Source organism: Enterobacter cloacae complex sp. P42RS, assembly GCF_014930595.1.
GTDB lineage: Bacteria > Pseudomonadota > Gammaproteobacteria > Enterobacterales > Enterobacteriaceae > Enterobacter > Enterobacter bugandensis.
Genome location: NZ_JADBRK010000002.1, coordinates 33,299 through 52,412, shown reverse-complemented (window position 1 = coordinate 52,412; position 19,114 = coordinate 33,299). Strand labels below are relative to the sequence as shown.

The window sequence follows — 19,114 nt, the reverse complement described above, 5'->3', positions numbered from 1 at the left end:
TACGCTGTAAAATCCCGGCCTGATAACTCCATAATTGATGAATTTTTAACCTATGAGCAATGTTACGCACCAGCCGAAAATCGGCTTCGTCTCCCTGGGCTGCCCGAAAAACCTGGTGGATTCCGAACGCATCCTGACCGAACTGCGCACCGAAGGCTATGACGTGGTGCCAAGCTACGACAACGCCGATATGGTGATCGTTAACACCTGCGGGTTTATCGACAGCGCGGTCCAGGAGTCACTGGAAGCCATCGGTGAAGCGCTGACCGAAAACGGCAAAGTGATTGTTACCGGCTGCCTGGGCGCGAAAGTGGACCAAATCCGCGAAGTGCACCCGAAGGTGCTGGAGATCACCGGCCCGCACAGCTACGAGCAGGTGCTGGAACATGTTCATCACTACGTGCCAAAACCAAAGCACAACCCGTTCCTGAGCCTGGTGCCGGAACAGGGCGTGAAGCTGACGCCGCGTCACTACGCCTACCTGAAAATTTCTGAAGGCTGCAACCATCGCTGCACCTTCTGCATCATCCCGTCCATGCGTGGCGATCTGGTGAGCCGTCCGATTGGCGAAGTGCTGGCGGAAGCGAAACGTCTGGCCGACGCGGGCGTGAAGGAGCTGCTGGTCATCTCCCAGGACACCTCGGCTTACGGCGTAGACGTCAAACACCGCTCCGGTTTCCACAACGGCGAGCCGGTGAAAACCAGCATGGTGGGCCTGTGCGAGCAGCTGGCTAAGCTCGGTATCTGGACACGTCTGCACTACGTCTACCCGTACCCGCACGTTGACGATGTGATCCCGCTGATGGCGGAAGGCAAAATCCTGCCGTACCTGGATATCCCGCTGCAGCACGCCAGCCCGCGTATCCTCAAGCTGATGAAACGCCCTGGCTCCGTTGACCGCCAGCTGGCGCGCATCAAGCAGTGGCGTGAAATCTGTCCGGATCTGACCCTGCGCTCCACCTTTATCGTCGGCTTCCCGGGTGAAACCGAAGAAGACTTCCAGATGCTGCTCGACTTCCTGAAAGAAGCCCGTCTGGACCGCGTCGGCTGCTTCAAGTACAGCCCGGTGGAAGGCGCAACCGCCAACGAGCTGGCGGATCAGGTGCCGGAAGAGGTTAAGGAAGAGCGCTGGAACCGCTTCATGCAACTGCAGCAGCAGATCTCTGCTGAACGTCTGCAGGAGAAAGTGGGCCGTGAGATCATGGTTATCATCGACGAAGTGGACGAAGAAGGCGCGATTGGTCGCAGCATGGCGGACGCCCCTGAAATCGACGGCGCGGTGTACCTGAACGGCGAAACCAACGTTAAGCCGGGTGATATTATTCGCGTCAAAGTTGAAAACGCCGACGAGTATGACCTGTGGGGTAGCCGGGTTTAATCTCACTGCACATCTTTTACAGGCCGGGTAAGGCGTAGCCGCCACCCGGCACATTTCACTCCACTACCCCTTAATCCTCGGATCCAGCGCGTCGCGCAGTCCATCCCCCAGCAGGTTAAACGCCAGCACGGTCAGGAAAATCGCCAGGCTCGGGAAGATCGCCACGTGCGGCGCAATCACCATATCGGCCCTCGCCTCGTTCAGCATCGCGCCCCACTCCGGCGTCGGCGGCTGTGCCCCTAACCCCAGAAACGACAGGCTGGCCGCCGAAATAATCGACACGCCGATACGCATGGTGAAATAGACCACGATGGACGACACCGTCCCGGGCAGAATATGGCTGAACAGAATGGTGGTATCGCTGGCCCCCATGCTGCGGGCGGATTCAATAAACGTCTGCTGTTTCAGCACCAGCGTGTTGCCGCGCACCAGGCGGGCAAAGGCCGGAATCGAAAACACCGCGACCGCGATAATGACGTTCGCCATCCCGCTGCCCATAATGGCGACAACGGCAATCGCCAGCAGAATGCCGGGGAAAGCAAACAGCACGTCGCAGATGCGCATGATGATGCGGTCCCACCAGCCTTCATAATACCCGGCGACGAGCCCCAGCACGGTACCGATAGCTGCGCCGATCAGCACCGCGACTACCCCGGCGGCGAGCGAGATCTGCGCCCCCACCAGCACCCGGCTAAAAATATCCCGCCCGAGAGAGTCCACGCCGAACCAGTGCAGCATTGAGGGGCCGTCGTTCAGACGGTCGTAGTCAAAGTAGTTTTCCGCATCAAACGGCGCTACCCAAGGCGCAACGATCGCCACCGCAATCAGCACCAGCACGAACACCCCCGCCGCCATTGCGACCGGCTGACGGCGAAAACGTCGCCAGAATTCGGACCACGGGGTGCGGACATGCTCCGGTTTCAGCCCCGGCATCGCGTTCAAAACGGCCTGACGCCGCCAGTTCAACAATCGCATCTTACTTATACCTGATGGCCGGATTAATGGCGGCGTAAAGCACGTCCACCACTAAGTTGATAAGAATAAACTCCAGCGAGAAAAGCAGGACTTCTGCCTGAATCACCGGGTAGTCGCGCATCTCGACGGAATCGACCAGCAGGCGCCCCAGCCCCGGCCAGTTGAAGACCTTTTCCACGACGATAGAGCCACCCAGCAGGAAACCAAACTGCAGTCCCATCATCGTCACCACCGGGATCATCGCATTGCGGAACCCGTGCTTGAGAATGACCCACTTCTCGCTGACCCCTTTCGCCCGCGCGGTGCGAATATAATCTTCGCTCAGCACGTCCACGAACGAGGCGCGGGTAAAGCGGGCCATCACCGCCGAAACGGCAGCGCCCAGCGTCATGGAGGGCAGAATATAATGCTTCCAGGTATCGGCCCCGACGGTCGGCAGCCAGCCCAGTTCAACGGAGAAGATTTGCATCAGCAGCATCCCCAGCGCGAATGCCGGGAAGGAGATGCCGGTCACCGCCAGGGCCATGCCGAGCTTGTCCGGCCAGCGGTTGCGCCAGACGGCCGCAATAATCCCCGCGCCCAGCCCAAACGCCACCGCCCAGCCCATGCTGGCAATCGTTAACCAGAACGTGGGCATAAAGCGGCTGGCAATCTCCTCCGACACCGGACGCCGCGACACCATTGAAATACCAAAGTCGCCCTGCAGAACGTTGCACATATAGTGCAGAAACTGCATATACAGCGGCTGGTCGAGGCCCAGCTGTTTACGCACCAGCTCAATGACGGTGGCATCCGCTTCGGGCCCGGCTACCAGACGCGCCGGATCGCCCGGCAGCATGTGGACAAACAAAAACACCAGCACCGCCACTATCAGCAGCGTCGGGATAAGCCCCAGCAGACGTTTACAAACATAATTCAGCATGAGGTTTATTTTAAATCCGCATCGTCAAAGCTAAAGCCGGTGTCCGGCATGATGTAGAACCCGGTCAGCGCTTTGTTATGGGCTGAGACCAGTTTCTCCACCACCAGCGGTACCCACGGCGACTCTTTCCAGATAATGTCCTGCGCGTCCTTGTAGAGGCGGGCTTTCTCTTCCGGTTTGGTGGTTTTCAGGGCATCGGCCAGGTCTTTGTCCACCTGCGGATTGCTGTAAAACGCGGTGTTGAACAGGGTTGGCGGCCAGTTCTGCGAGGCGAACAGCGGCGACAGCGCCCAGTCGGCTTCACCGGTCGAGGCCGTCCAGCCGGTGTAGAACATCCGCACGCCGCTCTCTTTCTGCCCTTTCCCCTCCACTTCTGCCGCACGCTGCCCGGCATCCATCGCGGTCACCTGCGCCTTAATCCCCACTTGCGCCAGCTGCTGCTGGGTGAACTGCAGCACCTTCTGGGCGGTGCTGTGATTATGCGACGACCACAGCGTGGTGCTGAAGCCGTTCGGGAAACCCGCCTCTTTCAGCAGCTCGCGCGCTTTGGCCGGATCGTACGGCCACGGCTGATAACTTTGCGCATACGCAATAGACGGCGGCAGCACGCCGGTGGCCGGGGTGGCATAACCCGCAAAAGCGACCTTCACCAGCGCCTGACGGTTAATGGCATAGTTGATGGCTTCACGCACCTTCGGGTTATCGAACGGCTTCTGCGTGACGTTCATGCTGATGTAGCGCTGCATGATAGACGGGCTGGCAACCAGCTCCAGCTTGCTGTTTTTCTGCAGAATGGCGGCCTGCTCATACGGGATGGGGAAGGCAAACTGCGCCTCGCCGGTTTGCAGCATTGCCGCGCGGGTGTTGTTATCCACCACCGGACGCCAGGTGATGGTGTCCAGCTTCGGCAGACCCTGCTGCCAGTATCCCGCGAATTTTTTCACCTTCACAAAATCGGTCTGGTTCCAGGTGAGCAGCTCGTACGGCCCGGTTCCCACCGGGTGGAAGCCGATCTCTTTACCGTACTTTTTCAGCGCGGCGGGCGAGATCATCGCCGTCGCCGGATGCGCCAGAATATTGATAAACGCGGAGAATGGCTCTTTCAGGGTGATTTTTACCGTTGCCGGGTCGACTACCTCGGTGCTGGCGATATTTTTATACAGGTTATAGCGCTTGAGGCTGTTTTGAGGATTGCTGGCACGGTCGAGGTTGACCTTTACCGCCTCCGCATTGAAATCAGTCCCGTCCTGGAATTTCACGCCGGAACGGAGCTTGATGGTATAGACCAGCCCGTCGTCGGATACGGTGTACCCCTCCGCCAGCACATTTTTCAGCTTCATCTCTCTGTCGAGACCAAACAGCCCCTGATAGAACGATTTCGCCACCGCCTGGGAGAGCGTGTCGTTGGCGTCGTACGGATCGAGCGTGGTGAAGTTGGAGCCGACGGCAACCACCACGTCTTTGGCGGCGAACGCGGGGGCAGCGGCCAGGGCTGCCGTCACGCTCGCGGCTAACAACCATTTACGCGCTACAAATGTAACCATTGTGTTCTCCTGCCTGTTGTAAGTTATAACCGTGAGAAGGCATTGTCCTGGCGCGGCGGAGCCACGAAGTGGCCCGGACCAACCTCACGCAGCGTGACGCGCTCCACGGCTTCGCCGCGTTTACGAATGTTGCTCGGCATCTCATCCTGCAGCAGCACGCGCTGGCCGTGGCGGTGCGCGGGATCGGCAACCGGGACCGCCGCAATAAGCTTGCGGGTGTAGGGGTGCTGCGGATTCTCAAACACCGCCCTTCGCGGGCCAATCTCCACGATCTGCCCCATAAACATCACCGCCACGCGGTGGCTGATGCGCTCTACCACCGCCATATCGTGCGAGATAAACAGGAAGGCAATCCCCATATCCCGCTGTAAATCCAGCAGTAAGTTGATAATTTGCGCCCGGATCGAGACATCCAGCGCCGAGACGGACTCATCCGCAATCACCACCTTCGGGTTCAGCGCCAGCGCGCGGGCGATGCAGATACGCTGCCGCTGCCCGCCGGAAAACTCGTGCGGATAACGCCAGGCGTGTTCCGGCTTCAGGCCAACGCGCTCCAGCAGCCAGGCCACGCGACGCTGCGCCGCCTCGCCGTCGAGCAGGTTATGCACCCGCAGCGGCTCCATAATTGAGTACCCTACCGTATGGCGCGGGTCGAGAGAGGCATACGGATCCTGGAAGATAAACTGAATATCTCGCCGTATCGCCTGTAATTTATTATCTGGCAGGGTGTCGATACGTTCACCGTTAAAGGTTATCGTCCCCTCCTGGGTCTCCACAAGCCTGAGCAGCGCCCGCCCGGTGGTGGATTTCCCGCAGCCGGACTCTCCTACCAGCGCCAGCGTTTCACCCGGCCAGAGATCGAAACTGACGTTTTCCACCGCATGCACTTCGCGCTTCAGGCGGTTGAAAATTCCGCTGCGCAGCGGAAAGCGGGTCACCAGATTGCGCACTTCGAGTATCGGTTTGCCCGACACCACGGTGTCCTGCTCGCCTTCATCCTCCTGCGGCTCTGTCGCCTCCAGGGAAATCAGCGGAAAACGGCGCGGCAAATCGCTGCCGTTCATCGCCCCAAGCCGCGGCACCGCCGCCAGCAGCGCTTTGGTGTAAGGATGCTCGGGGGCATGGAAAATCTGCTCGACCGCACCGGTTTCCACAGCATTGCCCTTATGCATCACCAGCACCCGATCGGCGATGTCAGCCACTACGCCCATATCGTGGGTGATGAAAATCACCCCCATCTCCATCTCCTGCTGCAGCACTTTGATGAGCTGCAGGATCTGCGCCTGAATCGTCACGTCCAGCGCCGTCGTCGGCTCATCGGCGATCAGCACCGCCGGACGGCAGGAGAGCGCCATGGCAATCATCACCCGCTGGCGCATGCCGCCGGAAAGCTGATGCGGGTAGCGCCCCAGAATGGCCTGCGCCTCCGGAATGCGCACCAGCTCCAGCATGCGTCGGGCCTCTTTGAGCGCCTCATCGCCGCTCAGCCCCTGATGCAGCCGGATGGACTCGGCAATTTGTTCCCCGACCGGGAACACCGGGTTGAGCGAGGTCATCGGCTCCTGGAAGATCATCGCGATATCCGCCCCGCGCACGCCCTGCATCTGCGCGCCGCTCAGCTCGTTTAAATCGATGACCTGACGGTTACGGCGGCGCAGGAGCATTTTCTCGCTGCTGATTTGCCCGCCCGTCTGTTCCAGCAGGCGCATCAGCGCCAGCGCGGTGACCGATTTACCGGAGCCGGATTCGCCAACAATAGCCAGCGTCTCGCCGCGCCTGAGCGAGAACGATAAATTCTGTACTGCGGGGATGAACTGCCGCTCTTCCTGAAACGCAATATTCAGCTGATGGACAGCCAGCACCTCGCGGTTGTCCAGTTCTTCAGTGTGCGGCACGCGCTGCCCCCTTATTCACGATAGATGCCCGTGCTCGGCTCATCACCGGCATAACCCCAGGCGCGGTACATGCCTTCGCTGTTGAAAGGCAGGGCCACGTTGCCCTCACGATCGACCGCAATCAGCCCGCCGACGCCGCCCAGGGCAGGTAATTTTTCCATCACCACGCGCTCGCAGGCCTCGCTCAGGCTTAAACCGCCGTAATCCATCAGCGCGGTGATGTCGTAGGCCGCGAGGGCGCGAATAAACACTTCCCCGGTGCCGGTACACGACACCGCCGCCGTGGCGTTATTGGCATAGCAGCCCGCGCCGGGCAGCGGGCTGTCGCCGACGCGTCCCGGCAGCTTGTTGGTCATGCCGCCCGTTGACGTCGCCGCCGCGAGGTTACCGGCTTTATCGAGCGCCACCGCGCCGACCGTGCCCATTTTGGTGGTTTCATCCAGCGGCGCAGTATGGTCAAGCTGCGTTATGCCCGCCGTACGGGCTTCCAGCAGCTGCTGATAGCGTTCTTCCGTGGAAAACAGATCCGGCGATACCGGTTCCATTCCGTGCTCAAAGGCAAATTTTTCCGCCCCGGCGCCCGCCAGCAGAACGTGCGGGCTCTCCTCCATCACCAGACGCGCCGCCAGCACCGGATTTCGCAGATGGCTCACGCCTGCCACGGCGCCCGCCTTCAGGGTGACGCCGTCCATCACGCAGGCGTCCAGCTCGTGGGTTTCATCCCGGGTAAAGACCGAACCTATTCCGGCATTAAAGAGCGGACACTCTTCCAGCAGGCGCACCGCCTCGGTGACCACATCCAGCGCGCTCTCGCCCGCTTCCAGCATTTTCTGGCCCGTTTCCACAATGGCGTACAGCGCGTCAATGTAGCGCTTTTCCTGCTCGGGACTGAGCTGTGCACGGGTGATTGCCCCTGCGCCGCCATGAATTGCGATTACCGCATTAACCATTCGCATCACCCGTTAGCCTGATTCGCGGCTTTTTCTATAAATATCATTATCGTCGATGAAACTTCAGATGATTTTTGAATATAGAAAGACGCAACAGTGATGTAAAGCGTACACCCATCGGGTCATACAGTTAGCCGCACTTTTCTGCCATAATGGGCGCTTTCGTTGTTACTCCGCAGGAGCCCACCATGGATTTTACCGCCGGACTGATGCCGCTTGAGACGGCACTCTCGCAGATGCTTGACCGTATTTCTCCGCTGCATGACGTTGAGACGCTGCCGCTTGTGCGCTGTTTTGGTCGTATTGCCGCGCGCGATATCGTCTCGCCGATGAACGTGCCGGGGTTCGATAACTCCGCGATGGACGGTTACGCGGTGCGCCTGGCGGATCTCCAGACGGGTAACGCCCTGCCGGTGGCGGGTAAAGCCTTTGCGGGCCAGCCGTTTGGCGGCGAATGGCCTGCGGGCACCTGCGTGCGCATCATGACCGGCGCGCCGGTTCCGCAGGGCTGCGACGCCGTGGTGATGCAGGAAGAGACTGAGCAGACCGACGACGGGGTACGTTTTACCGCGAACGTTAAAGCGGGTCAGAACATCCGCCGCACGGGCGAAGACATCACCCTCGGCGCGACCGTTTTTGCCGCCGGGCAGAAATTGACGGTAGGTGAACTGCCGGTGCTGGCCTCGCTCGGCATCGCGGAAGTTGACGTTGTCCGCAAGGTGCGCGTGGCGGTCTTCTCCACCGGCGACGAGCTGCAGCTTCCGGGCCAGCCGCTGCAGGACGGCCAGATTTATGACACCAACCGCCTGGCGGTACACCTGATGCTGGAGCAGCTGGGCTGCGAGGTGATTAACCTCGGCATCATTCCAGACGACCCGGAAAAACTGCGCGCGGCGTTTATCGAGGCGGACAAATCCGCCGACGTGGTCATCAGCTCCGGCGGCGTCTCCGTGGGCGAAGCGGATTACACTAAAACCCTTCTTGAAGAGCTGGGCGAAATCGCCTTCTGGAAGCTGGCGATTAAGCCGGGCAAACCGTTCGCGTTTGGCAAGCTTCCGCACAGCTGGTTCTGCGGCCTGCCGGGTAACCCGGTCTCTGCGGCGCTCACCTTCTACCAGCTGGCGATCCCGCTGCTGGCGAAGCTTTCCGGCAACAAAGCCAGCCCGCTGCCGGAGCGCCTGCGCGTGCGTGCCGCTACGCGCCTGAAAAAATCGCCGGGTCGTCTCGATTTCCAGCGCGGCATTCTGGCGCGCGGCGCGGACGGTGAGCTCGAAGTGAGCACCACCGGACATCAGGGCTCGCACATTTTCAGCTCCTTCAGCCAGGGCAACTGCTTTATCGTGCTGGAGCGCGAGCGCGGCAACGTGGAAGCCGGCGAATGGGTTGAGGTTGAGCGCTTTAACCACCTGTTCGGAGGCTGACATGACGGTGGAGCTGAGCGACCAGGAGATGATGCGCTACAACCGCCAGATCGTGCTGCGCGGGTTTGACTTCGAGGGCCAGGAAGCGCTTAAGGCAGCCAATGTGCTGGTCGTCGGTCTCGGCGGGCTGGGCTGCGCCGCCGCGCAGTATCTTTCGGCGGCGGGCGTGGGCAGGATGACGCTGTTGGATTTCGATACCGTCTCGGTGTCCAACCTGCAGCGCCAGACGCTGCACAGCGACGCGACGGTTGGCCAGCCGAAAGTGGACTCTGCCCGCACGGCGCTGGCGCGCATCAACCCCAACGTTCAGTTCACCCTGATTGACGCGATGCTGGATGACGACGCGCTGTTCGCGCAGATTGCGCAGCACGATCTGGTGCTCGACTGCACCGATAACGTCGCCGTCCGTAACCAGCTGAACGCGGGCTGTTTTGCCCACAAAATCCCGCTGGTCTCCGGCGCGGCAATCCGCATGGAGGGGCAAATCAGCGTCTTCACGTACGCCGAGTGTGAACCCTGCTACCGCTGCCTGAGCCGTCTGTTTGGCGAGAATGCGCTGACCTGCGTCGAGGCGGGCGTGATGGCACCACTCGTCGGCGTGATTGGCTCATTGCAGGCAATGGAAGCGATTAAAGTGCTGGCACACTACGGCACGCCTGCCGCGGGGAAAATCGTGATGTATGACGCGATGACCTGCCAGTTCCGCGAGATGAAGCTGATGCGCAATCCGGGGTGTGAGGTGTGCGGTGGTTAAAGCAAACGGCAACCTTCAGGTTGCCGTTTTAGTGTTTGCTCCCTCTCCCTGTGGGAGAGGGTTGGGGCGAGGGCATCAGGCCGCCCCCGTCAGATAGACGTCCGTCCAAACGCTCCCTGCCAGTCCTGCTCAAACTTCACGATCGCCGCATCCACCGCAGGGGAAGTAATAAACTGCTGCGCGACGTCCAGCGGTAGCGTGATGGACTCGCACCCTGCCAGCAGGCAGTCCAGCGCCTGACGCGGGGTTTTAAAGCTCGCGGCCAGCACCTTTGACTGCGGCGCGTGCAGCGCCAACAGCTGCTGCAGTTCAATCACGGTCTGGATCCCGTCCCCGCCCTGCGCGTCCACGCGGTTAACGTAAGGGGCCACATACTCTGCTCCGGCCAGGGCGGACAGCATCCCCTGCGCGGCGCCATACACCGCCGTCCCCAGCGTCGGGATCCCTTCTGCTTTCAGCATTTTGATCGCCGCCAGCCCTTCCGCGGTCACCGGCACCTTCACCACCAGGTCGTTAATGATAGCGCGCAGCTTGCGCGCGTCTTCCACCATCCCTTCGGCGGTGGTTGCCATTACCTGCGCAAACAGACGGCCCTTACCGCCCAACGCGTCGTGCAGCGCGGGCAGCAGCTCATCTAGCGGCGTTTTTCCTGCCGCCACAATGCTTGGGTTGGTGGTCACGCCCGCCAGCGGGAAGATACGCGCCAGCTTTTTGACTGCCGCAACGTCAGATGTGTCGAGATAAAGTTCCATGATGTCACCCTCAAAAATTAGCCTGCACTTACCCTATCACGATAAAACCTGCTCAGGAGTTGACCTGCATCAAGATAACTTTCATTCGAAAGTCATTTAATCTTCATATGCAACTTGAGGGCAAAAATATGATCTTCAATATTCAGCGTTATTCCACCCACGACGGCCCCGGTATTCGAACCGTGGTGTTCCTGAAAGGCTGCTCGCTGGGCTGTCGCTGGTGTCAGAACCCGGAAAGCCGCTCGCGCAGCCGGGACGTGCTGTTTGACGCTCGCCTGTGTCTGGAAGGCTGCGACCTGTGTCAGCTGGCGGCACCGGGCTGTATCGAACGCGCGCTCAATGGCCTGGTCATCCACCGCGAAAAGCTGAGTGAAGAGACGCTTAATGCCCTCACTGACTGCTGTCCAACGCAGGCGCTTACCGTCTGCGGTGAAGAGAAGAAGGTGGACGAGATCATGGCCACCGTGCTGCGCGACAAACCCTTTTATGACCGCAGCGGCGGCGGGATCACCCTCTCCGGCGGCGAGCCGTTTATGAACCCGGAGCTGGCGCACGCCCTGTTCAAGGCCAGCCACGAACAGGGTATCCACACCGCCGTCGAAACCTGCCTTCACGTGCCGTGGCATTATATCGAGCCGTCATTACCGTACGTCGATCTGTTCCTTGCCGACCTTAAGCACGTCGATGGAGCGGTGTTCAAACAGTGGACCGACGGTTCGGCCAAACGGATCCTGGACAACCTGAAGCGCCTCGCCGCTGCCGGGAAAAAGATCACCATCCGCGTGCCGCTGATCCAGGGCTTTAACGCCGATGAAGCGTCCATCACAGCCATTGCCAACTTCGCCGCCGACGAACTCGGCGTCGATGATATTCATTTTTTGCCGTATCACACGCTGGGCATGAACAAATACACCCTGCTCGGCCAACCTTACTCTGCCCCTGACAAACCGCTGGATAACCCTGCCCTGCTGGATTTCGCGCAGCAGTACGCCTGCCAGAAAGGGTTAACCGCGACCTTACGAGGATAAACCTATGACCACCCTGAATCTCAACACCCTCAGCGAACGTATTAAAGCGCATAAAATGGCGCTGGTGCATATCGTCAAGCCGCCGGTCTGTACCGAGCGCGCGCAGCATTACACCGAAATGTACCAGCAGCACATGGACAAGCCGATCCCGGTGCGCCGCGCCCTGGCGCTGGCACATCACCTGGCGGAACGAACCATCTGGATCAAGCACGACGAGCTGATTATCGGCAACCAGGCAAGCGAAGTGCGCGCCGCGCCGATTTTCCCGGAATATACCGTCTCCTGGATTGAGAAAGAGATTGACGATCTGGCGGACCGTCCGGGCGCGGGCTTCGCGGTGAGCGAAGAGAACAAGCGTGTGCTGCATGAAATCTGCCCGTGGTGGCGCGGCCAGACGGTGCAGGACCGCTGCTACGGCATGTTCACCGACGAGCAGAAAGGCCTGCTGGAAACCGGCATCATCAAAGCCGAAGGCAACATGACCTCCGGCGACGCGCACCTGGCGGTAAACTTCCCGCTGGTGCTGGAGAAAGGTCTCGACGGCCTGCGCGCCAAAGTGGACGAGCGCCGCTCGCGCATCAACCTGACGGTGCTGGAAGACCTGCACGGCGATCAGTTCCTGAAGGCAATTGATATCGTGCTGGAAGCCGTCAGCCTGCACATCAAACGCTTCGCCGACCTGGCGCGTGAGATGGCGTCTACGGAAACCCGCGAAAGCCGCCGCGACGAGCTGCTGGCGATGGCGGAAAACTGCGACGTGATTGCCCACGAGCCGCCAAAAACATTCTGGCAGGCGCTGCAGCTGTGCTACTTCATTCAGCTGATCCTGCAGATTGAGTCCAACGGCCACTCCGTCTCCTTCGCGCGGATGGACCAGTATCTCTATCCGTACTACCGCCGCGACGTGGAGCTGGACCAGAGTCTGGACCGCGAGCACGCCATCGAGCTGCTGCACAGCTGCTGGCTGAAGCTGCTGGAAGTGAACAAGATCCGCTCCGGCTCGCACTCCAAGGCCTCCGCCGGTAGCCCGCTGTACCAGAACGTCACCATTGGTGGTCAGAAGCTGGTTAACGGCGAGCCGATGGACGCGGTGAACCCGCTCTCCTACGCGATTCTGGAATCCTGCGGTCGCCTGCGCTCTACCCAGCCAAACCTGAGCGTGCGCTATCACGCGGGCATGAGCAACGACTTCCTCGACGCCTGCGTGCAGGTGATCCGCTGCGGCTTCGGGATGCCGGCATTTAATAACGATGAAATCGTGATCCCGGAATTTATCAAGCTTGGCGTTGAGCGCGATGATGCCTACGACTACGCGGCCATCGGCTGTATCGAAACCGCGGTGGGCGGCAAGTGGGGCTACCGCTGCACCGGCATGAGCTTTATCAACTTTGCCCGCGTGATGCTCGCCGCGCTGGAAGGCGGCCGCGACGCCACCAGCGGCAAGGTGTTCCTGCCGCAGGAGAAAGCGCTCTCCGCCGGTAACTTCGACAATTTCGAGGAGGTGATGGCGGCGTGGGATACCCAGATCCGCTACTACACCCGCAAATCTATCGAAATTGAGTACGTGGTAGACACCATGCTGGAGGAGAACGTCCACGACATTCTCTGCTCGGCGCTGGTGGACGACTGCATCGAGCGCGCGAAAAGCATTAAGCAGGGCGGCGCGAAGTATGACTGGGTCTCCGGCCTGCAGGTGGGTATCGCCAACCTCGGCAACAGCCTGGCAGCGGTGAAAAAGCTGGTCTTTGAGCAGGGCGTCATCGGCCAGCAGCAGCTGGCGGCGGCGCTGGCGGATGATTTCGACGGGCTGACCCACGAGCAGCTGCGCCAGCGCCTGATCAACGGCGCGCCGAAGTACGGCAACGACGACGACAGCGTGGACATGCTGCTGACCCGTGCTTACGAAACCTACATTGAGGAGCTGAAGCAGTACCACAACCCGCGCTACGGCCGCGGCCCGATTGGCGGTAACTACTACGCGGGCACGTCGTCTATCTCCGCTAACGTGCCGTTCGGCGCGGCAACGATGGCCACGCCGGACGGACGTAAGGCCCACACCCCGCTGGCAGAAGGGGCAAGCCCGGCCTCCGGTACGGACCACCTCGGCCCGACGGCGGTGATCGGCTCGGTCGGTAAACTACCTACCGAGGCGATTCTCGGCGGCGTGCTGCTTAACCAGAAGCTGAATCCGTCGACGCTGGAAAACGACAGCGATCGCCAGAAGCTGATGGTACTGCTGCGTACCTTCTTCGAGGTGCACAAGGGCTGGCATATTCAGTACAACATTGTCTCCCGCGAAACGCTGCTGGAAGCGAAGAAGCACCCGGACCAGTACCGCGACCTGGTAGTGCGCGTGGCGGGTTACTCGGCGTTCTTCACCGCCCTGTCGCCGGATGCGCAGGACGATATTATCGCCCGTACTGAGCATACGCTGTAAGAAAACGCCCGGTGGCGCTGCGCTTACCGGGCCTACAGAGTCTCCCCGTAGGCCGGGTAAGGCGAAGCCGCCACCCGGCTTTCTGACTTTCATTCGAAATTAAATTTGTGCTCCCCGTCACCTTGTTATTAGAATGTTTCAAAACGCAGTGACCCAGGAGCACAGTATGACCGTTAAAGTTATCGTCACCGATATGGACGGAACTTTCCTTGATGATGCCAAGCAGTACGATCGTGACCGCTTCCAGGCACAGTTTGAGCAGCTTAAATCCCGCAATATTGAATTCGTTGTCGCCAGCGGCAACCAGTATTACCAGCTCATCTCCTTCTTCCCCGAGCTGAAAGAACAGATCTCCTTCGTGGCGGAGAACGGCGCGCTGGTGTTCGACCACGGCGAACAGGTTTTCCACGGCGAGCTGACCCGCCATGAGTCGCAGATCGTTATTGGCGAACTGCTGAAAGACGAAGGGCTGAACTTTGTAGCCTGCGGTCTGGAGAGCGCCTACGTCAGCGATAAAGCCCCGGACGCCTTCGTGGCGCTGATGTCAAAGCACTATCACCGCTTAAAACGCATCTGCGATTACCGCGAAATCGACGACGTGCTGTTTAAGTTCTCCCTGAACCTGCCGGACAGCGATATCCCGAACCTGGTTGATAAACTGCACGTCTCCCTGGACGGCATCATGAAGCCGGTCACCAGCGGTTTCGGTTTTGTCGATTTGATTATCCCCGGCCTGCACAAAGCCAACGGCATCAGCCGCCTGCTGAAACGCTGGAAAATCTCCCCGCAGGAGTGCGTCGGCATTGGCGACAGCGGCAACGATGCCGAGATGCTGAAGCTGGTAAAATACTCTTTTGCGATGGGCAACGCGGCGCAGAGCATTAAAGACATTAGCCGCTACAGCACCGACGATAACAACCATCAGGGCGCGCTGAACGTCATTCAGGCCGTGCTCGACAACCACTCTCCTTTCGACGTCTGATCCTTTCCTCGCCGGAGCCCAGCTCCGGCCTCTCACTCTTTTTCCGACCTGTGGCTTGAGTCAAGTTTTTAAACTTGCATTAACTTATTTTTAACTTAAAGTATCACTTGTAGACATTTTTACTTTCGAATGAAAGATGCGAGGCAGTTATGACCTTTACCAGTGAAACCTTGCCAGCGGACCACAAAGCGGCAATCCGTCAGTTAAAACGTGAGTTACGCGCGCAGATCGGCGACGTGCAGGCGGTGTTCGACAAGCTCAGCGATAAAATCGCCACCCGCGTGGCGGAGATCAACGCCCTGAAAAATAAAGGCGAACCCGTCTGGCCGGTGATTCCGTTTGCAGATGTGAAAAACGGCACGATTACCGACGCTCAGCGCGAGGCCGTTAAGCGCCGCGGCTGCGCGGTGATTAAAGGTCACTTCCCCCGCGAGCAGGCGCTGGCGTGGGATCGGTCGATGCTCGACTACCTCGATCTGAACAAGTTTGACGAGGTGTACAAAGGGCCGGGCGACAACTTCTTCGGCACCTTAACCGCCTCCCGCCCGGAGATTTACCCGATCTACTGGTCCCAGGCACAAATGCAGGCGCGCCAGAGTGAAGAGATGGCGCAGGTGCAGTCGTTCCTGAACCGTTTATGGACATTCGAGAGCAACGGCAAGCAGTGGTTCGACCCTGACGTCAGCGTGATTTACCCGGACCGCATCCGCCGTCGTCCGCCGGGAACCACTTCAAAAGGGCTGGGGGCGCATACCGATTCCGGCGCGCTGGAGCGCTGGCTGCTGCCGGCTTACCAGCAGGTGTTTGCCCGCGTGTTTGACGGCAACGTCGAGAAATACGATCCGTGGAACGCCGCGCACCGTACTGAAGTGGAAGAGTACACCGTGGATAACACCACCAAGTGCTCGGTGTTCCGCACCTTCCAGGGCTGGACGGCGCTGTCGGACATGATCCCCGGCCAGGGGCTGCTGCACGTGGTGCCGATCCCGGAAGCAATGGCCTACATTCTGCTGCGTCCTCTGCTGGACGACGTGCCAGAAGACGAACTGTGCGGCGTGGCGCCGGGGCGCGTGCTGCCGATTTCCGAGAAGTGGCACCCGCTGCTTGTCGAAGCATTGACCAGTATTCCGGCGCTGGAAGCCGGTGATTCCGTGTGGTGGCACTGCGACGTGATCCACTCCGTCGCGCCGGTGGAAAATCAGCAGGGCTGGGGCAACGTGATGTACATCCCCGCCGCGCCAATGTGCGAGAAAAACCTCGCCTATGCGAAAAAGGTCAAGGAAGCGCTGGAAACCGGCGCGTCGCCGGGAGACTTCCCGCGCGAGGATTATGAAAAAAGCTGGCAGGGCCGCTTTACCGTGAACGATCTCAATATCCACGGCAAGCGCGCGCTGGGCATGGCTTAACTGTCGTACAGCCCTTCCCGCTCCACGGCGGTGCGTCGTTTCCCCTGACGTATCCGCCGTACCGACTCCCGCACGGCCAGCGTGCCGTTCAGCAGCAATGTTCCTGACGGCGCGTCCGGGCGCATCAGCCGCTGCTGGAGCATATGCACCGCTTCCGTTCCCAGCTCGTCGCGGGGAACATGCACCGCCGTTAAGGGCACATCCTGAATCGCCGCCAGATTAAAGCCGTCAATGCTCATCACCGAGACGTCCTGCGGCACGCGCAGACCGTGATTTTGCAGCGCGCTGATGGTGCCTGCCGCCATAAAGTCCCCGCCTACCAGGAACGCCGTCGGCAGGTCTTTTCCCTTCTGTTGGTTAAGCCACTCGCTCACCAGTTGCTCCGTCTCTCTGGCGCTGAAGCTTGGCACCACCAGCAGGTCGCGCCTGTCGTTAAACCTGAGATTATGGGCGTGCCACGCGTCGCGGATCCCCGCCAGGCGCAGCTCCATGGTGTAGCGACGCAGGCACAGCACGTTCATCACCTCGCGGTGCCCCATCTCGAACAGGTACTCCGCCGCCCGCTCGCCAATCGCACGGTGATCCGGGGCAACGGCAGGCAGGCGCATGCGGCGGTCCCGACAGTTAATCAGCATGCAGGGTTTCCCCACATCCACCGCCAGATCGTGGATATGCGGATCGTCAATACCGAGAAGAATGGCCGCCTGGGTATCCGGCTCGTTCATGCGTGCCAGAAAAATTTGGGCGTCGCTGTCGTTCTCCTCCAGCGCGCAGTAGCGCAGCCGAACCTCGTGCGAGGCAAGCCCTTTGCTCACGCTCTGGATCACGCGGTAGTAAAAGATGTCGGACCGCTCGTCGAAGGCACGCTGAGGGGCAAAAACCACCAGGCTGTTAAGCAGCAGACGCCCCGCCGCCATGCCGTCCATCACCCCCAGCTCCCGCGCGCACGCCAGCACCTTAGCCCGCGCCTTTTCGCTGGTATTCGCTTTGCCTGCCAGCACACGGGAAACCGTACTGATGGAGAGCTGGGTACGGGCGGCGATTTCGGTGATTTTTAGCCTTTTGTCCATTTTGTGATCTGGCTCCATTTGCGAAATGAAAAAATTTTCATAGCGTATTCATCAGGCAATAACTGACATAAAGACCATCATGCCAGAGGGTTTACGTCAGTTATGAGAAATTTTGCACAAAATCCACTTTTGCCCTCTCATTTTCTTCCCTAAGGTGAACTTGTCACACAGCTTCCATACTAGTTGTACAGCAACTTAAGCATTCTAAGCGGATAGAAATCAAAGGCATAACAATCTGTGTGACACCTGAACCTCCGTCCCCTTACCGTCCGTCTTGTGGAGAGTAAAATGAGTCAGGACATCAATAACACCGTTGCGACAAGCAAAACCCGTCGCGTCATTAAGAATTTGCGCTGGTACGTGCTGGTGCTGTTTTTACTTGGCGTCACCGTTAACTACATCACCCGTAACTCACTGGGGATCCTCGCCCCGGAACTGAAAGAGAGCCTCGGGATCACCACCGAGCAGTACTCCTGGATAGTCGGCGCGTTTCAGATCGCCTACACCATTTTCCAGCCCCTGTGCGGCTGGCTGATTGACGTTATCGGCCTGAAGATTGGCTTTATGGTCTGCGCCGGGATCTGGGCGTTGATGTGTATCTTCCACGCGGGCGCCGGAAGCTGGCTGCACCTGGCGATTCTGCGCTTCTTTATGGGCGCTTCCGAAGCTGCCGCCACGCCAGCGAATGCCAAAACCATCGGCGAATGGTTCCCGAAATCAGAACGTCCCGTTGCCGCCGGCTGGGCAGGCGTGGGCTTCTCCATCGGCGCGATGCTGGCTCCGCCTATCATCTACTTTGCTCACGCGTCGTTCGGCTGGCAGGGCGCGTTTATGTTTACCGGCGTGCTGGCGCTGCTGTGGGTGATCCTCTGGTGGGCGTTCTACCACAACCCGGAACAGCACCCGAACCTGAGCCGCGACGAGCTGGCGTTTATCAAACAGGATAACGAACCCGCACCGGTCAAGCTGCCCTTCCTGACCGCGCTGAAAACCGTCTCGAAAAACAAACGCTTCTACGGTATCGCCATCCCGGCCTTTATGGCAGAACCCGCCTGGGCGGTGCTGAGCTTCTGGGTGCCGCTGTACCTCGCTAAAGAGCACGGCATGGACCTGAAGCAGATTGCGATGTTTGCCTGGCTGCCCTTCCTCGCCGCCGACCTCGGCAGCGTGGCAAGCGGCTACCTGACGCGCCTGTACACCCGCTGGTTCGGCTGCTCCCGCGTGAACTCGGTGGTGGCAAGCTCCGTCACCGGCGCGTTTCTGATGATTTCGCTGGCCATCGTCGCCGTGACCCGCGACCCGTATATCACCATCGTGCTGATCTCCATCGGCGGCTTCGGGCACCAGATCATCTCCTGCATGCTGAGTGCCCTGGTCGTGGAGTCGTTCGACAAAGGCCAGATGGCGACCGTCAACGGCATGCGCGGCTCGGCGGCGTGGATCGCCAGCTTCCTGTTCTCCCTGTTAATCGGGGTGACCGCCGACAAAATCGGCTTCAACCCGCTCTTTATTGCCATGGGCTTTTTTGACCTGATTGGCGCTCTCTTCCTGGTGGCATTTATTGCTGAACGTCGCGCCAAGCGCGCCTGATAGTGGATGT

15 protein-coding genes are annotated in these 19,114 nt (G+C 59.8%); 8 read left to right on the top strand and 7 right to left on the bottom strand.

The features are described from left to right. The first annotated feature begins 52 nt into the window (after positions 1-52). Positions 53-1,378, top strand: a complete 1,326-nt coding sequence (rimO, locus tag IM314_RS03565) for a 30S ribosomal protein S12 methylthiotransferase RimO (RefSeq protein WP_041910688.1) — start codon at positions 53-55, stop codon at positions 1,376-1,378. 63 nt (positions 1,379-1,441) lie between these two features. On the opposite strand, the gene gsiD is transcribed toward rimO, so the two are convergent. Genes gsiD through iaaA form a run of 5 tightly spaced genes read right to left on the bottom strand, consistent with a single transcriptional unit; the run spans position 1,442 to position 7,664 of the window. Next, positions 1,442-2,353 carry a glutathione ABC transporter permease GsiD gene (gsiD, locus tag IM314_RS03560; RefSeq protein WP_193359209.1) on the bottom strand — a complete coding sequence of 304 codons (912 nt, stop codon included), beginning with the start codon at positions 2,351-2,353 and terminating at the stop codon, positions 1,442-1,444. A 1-nt stretch (position 2,354) separates the two neighbouring features. After that, the gene (gsiC, locus tag IM314_RS03555) at positions 2,355-3,275 is read right to left on the bottom strand and encodes a glutathione ABC transporter permease GsiC (protein ID WP_045630942.1); all 921 of its coding nucleotides are present in this window, start codon (positions 3,273-3,275) and stop codon (positions 2,355-2,357) included. A 5-nt stretch (positions 3,276-3,280) separates the two neighbouring features. After that, positions 3,281-4,819, bottom strand: a complete 1,539-nt coding sequence (gene gsiB, locus IM314_RS03550; RefSeq protein ID WP_047362754.1) for a glutathione ABC transporter substrate-binding protein GsiB — start codon at positions 4,817-4,819, stop codon at positions 3,281-3,283. A 23-nt stretch (positions 4,820-4,842) separates the two neighbouring features. Then, positions 4,843-6,714 carry a glutathione ABC transporter ATP-binding protein GsiA gene (gene gsiA, locus IM314_RS03545; protein WP_045630941.1) on the bottom strand — a complete coding sequence of 624 codons (1,872 nt, stop codon included), beginning with the start codon at positions 6,712-6,714 and terminating at the stop codon, positions 4,843-4,845. Positions 6,715-6,725: 11 nt separating this feature from the next. Further along, positions 6,726-7,664: a beta-aspartyl-peptidase gene (gene iaaA, locus IM314_RS03540; RefSeq protein ID WP_045260003.1), complete on the bottom strand. Its 939-nt coding sequence runs from the start codon at positions 7,662-7,664 to the stop codon at positions 6,726-6,728. Positions 7,665-7,852: 188 nt separating this feature from the next. On the opposite strand from iaaA, the gene moeA reads away from it, so the two are divergent. Together moeA and moeB are read left to right on the top strand one after the other, a co-directional pair. After that, complete coding sequence (gene moeA, locus IM314_RS03535) at positions 7,853-9,085, top strand: molybdopterin molybdotransferase MoeA (protein WP_028012475.1); 1,233 nt, start codon at positions 7,853-7,855, stop codon at positions 9,083-9,085. A gap of 1 nt (position 9,086) precedes the next feature. After that, positions 9,087-9,839, top strand: a complete 753-nt coding sequence (gene moeB, locus IM314_RS03530) for a molybdopterin-synthase adenylyltransferase MoeB (protein WP_060572590.1) — start codon at positions 9,087-9,089, stop codon at positions 9,837-9,839. 89 nt (positions 9,840-9,928) lie between these two features. Here moeB and fsa read toward each other — a convergent pair whose 3' ends face one another. Beyond that, on the bottom strand, positions 9,929-10,591 hold the full coding sequence (gene fsa, locus IM314_RS03525) for a fructose-6-phosphate aldolase (protein WP_028012473.1): 663 nt from the start codon (positions 10,589-10,591) through the stop codon (positions 9,929-9,931). Between the two features lie 128 nt (positions 10,592-10,719). Between fsa and IM314_RS03520 the strand changes: the two genes are divergently transcribed. The 4 genes from IM314_RS03520 (at position 10,720) to IM314_RS03505 (ending at position 16,444) form a co-directional block, all read left to right on the top strand. Further along, positions 10,720-11,619, top strand: coding sequence for a glycyl-radical enzyme activating protein (locus tag IM314_RS03520; protein ID WP_060572587.1), 900 nt, complete (start codon positions 10,720-10,722; stop codon positions 11,617-11,619). 4 nt (positions 11,620-11,623) lie between these two features. Further along, complete coding sequence (locus IM314_RS03515; RefSeq protein ID WP_163332971.1) at positions 11,624-14,056, top strand: formate C-acetyltransferase/glycerol dehydratase family glycyl radical enzyme; 2,433 nt, start codon at positions 11,624-11,626, stop codon at positions 14,054-14,056. Between the two features lie 166 nt (positions 14,057-14,222). Next, positions 14,223-15,038, top strand: coding sequence for a Cof-type HAD-IIB family hydrolase (locus tag IM314_RS03510; protein WP_193359208.1), 816 nt, complete (start codon positions 14,223-14,225; stop codon positions 15,036-15,038). Positions 15,039-15,187: 149 nt separating this feature from the next. Continuing rightward, positions 15,188-16,444, top strand: coding sequence for a DUF1479 domain-containing protein (locus tag IM314_RS03505; RefSeq protein ID WP_193359207.1), 1,257 nt, complete (start codon positions 15,188-15,190; stop codon positions 16,442-16,444). Here IM314_RS03505 and IM314_RS03500 read toward each other — a convergent pair. Continuing rightward, positions 16,441-17,514, bottom strand: coding sequence for a LacI family DNA-binding transcriptional regulator (locus IM314_RS03500; RefSeq protein WP_060572581.1), 1,074 nt, complete (start codon positions 17,512-17,514; stop codon positions 16,441-16,443). The two genes, IM314_RS03505 and IM314_RS03500, sit on opposite strands and share 4 nt — an antisense overlap. A 288-nt stretch (positions 17,515-17,802) precedes the next feature. On the opposite strand from IM314_RS03500, the gene IM314_RS03495 reads away from it, so the two are divergent. Further along, positions 17,803-19,104, top strand: a complete 1,302-nt coding sequence (locus IM314_RS03495) for an MFS transporter (protein ID WP_028012467.1) — start codon at positions 17,803-17,805, stop codon at positions 19,102-19,104. Positions 19,105-19,114 lie beyond the last annotated feature (10 nt).

Coding starts and splice junctions, on each gene's coding strand:
- IM314_RS03505 (WP_193359207.1), top strand. CDS start 15,188: ATGACCTTTACCAGTGAAACCTTGCCAGCGGACCACAAAGCGGCAATC.
- IM314_RS03500 (WP_060572581.1), bottom strand. CDS start 17,514: ATGGACAAAAGGCTAAAAATCACCGAAATCGCCGCCCGTACCCAGCTC.
- IM314_RS03515 (WP_163332971.1), top strand. CDS start 11,624: ATGACCACCCTGAATCTCAACACCCTCAGCGAACGTATTAAAGCGCAT.
- IM314_RS03520 (WP_060572587.1), top strand. CDS start 10,720: ATGATCTTCAATATTCAGCGTTATTCCACCCACGACGGCCCCGGTATT.
- gsiC (WP_045630942.1), bottom strand. CDS start 3,275: ATGCTGAATTATGTTTGTAAACGTCTGCTGGGGCTTATCCCGACGCTG.
- gsiB (WP_047362754.1), bottom strand. CDS start 4,819: ATGGTTACATTTGTAGCGCGTAAATGGTTGTTAGCCGCGAGCGTGACG.
- iaaA (WP_045260003.1), bottom strand. CDS start 7,664: ATGGTTAATGCGGTAATCGCAATTCATGGCGGCGCAGGGGCAATCACC.
- gsiD (WP_193359209.1), bottom strand. CDS start 2,353: ATGCGATTGTTGAACTGGCGGCGTCAGGCCGTTTTGAACGCGATGCCG.
- fsa (WP_028012473.1), bottom strand. CDS start 10,591: ATGGAACTTTATCTCGACACATCTGACGTTGCGGCAGTCAAAAAGCTG.
- moeB (WP_060572590.1), top strand. CDS start 9,087: ATGACGGTGGAGCTGAGCGACCAGGAGATGATGCGCTACAACCGCCAG.
- IM314_RS03510 (WP_193359208.1), top strand. CDS start 14,223: ATGACCGTTAAAGTTATCGTCACCGATATGGACGGAACTTTCCTTGAT.
- IM314_RS03495 (WP_028012467.1), top strand. CDS start 17,803: ATGAGTCAGGACATCAATAACACCGTTGCGACAAGCAAAACCCGTCGC.
- rimO (WP_041910688.1), top strand. CDS start 53: ATGAGCAATGTTACGCACCAGCCGAAAATCGGCTTCGTCTCCCTGGGC.
- moeA (WP_028012475.1), top strand. CDS start 7,853: ATGGATTTTACCGCCGGACTGATGCCGCTTGAGACGGCACTCTCGCAG.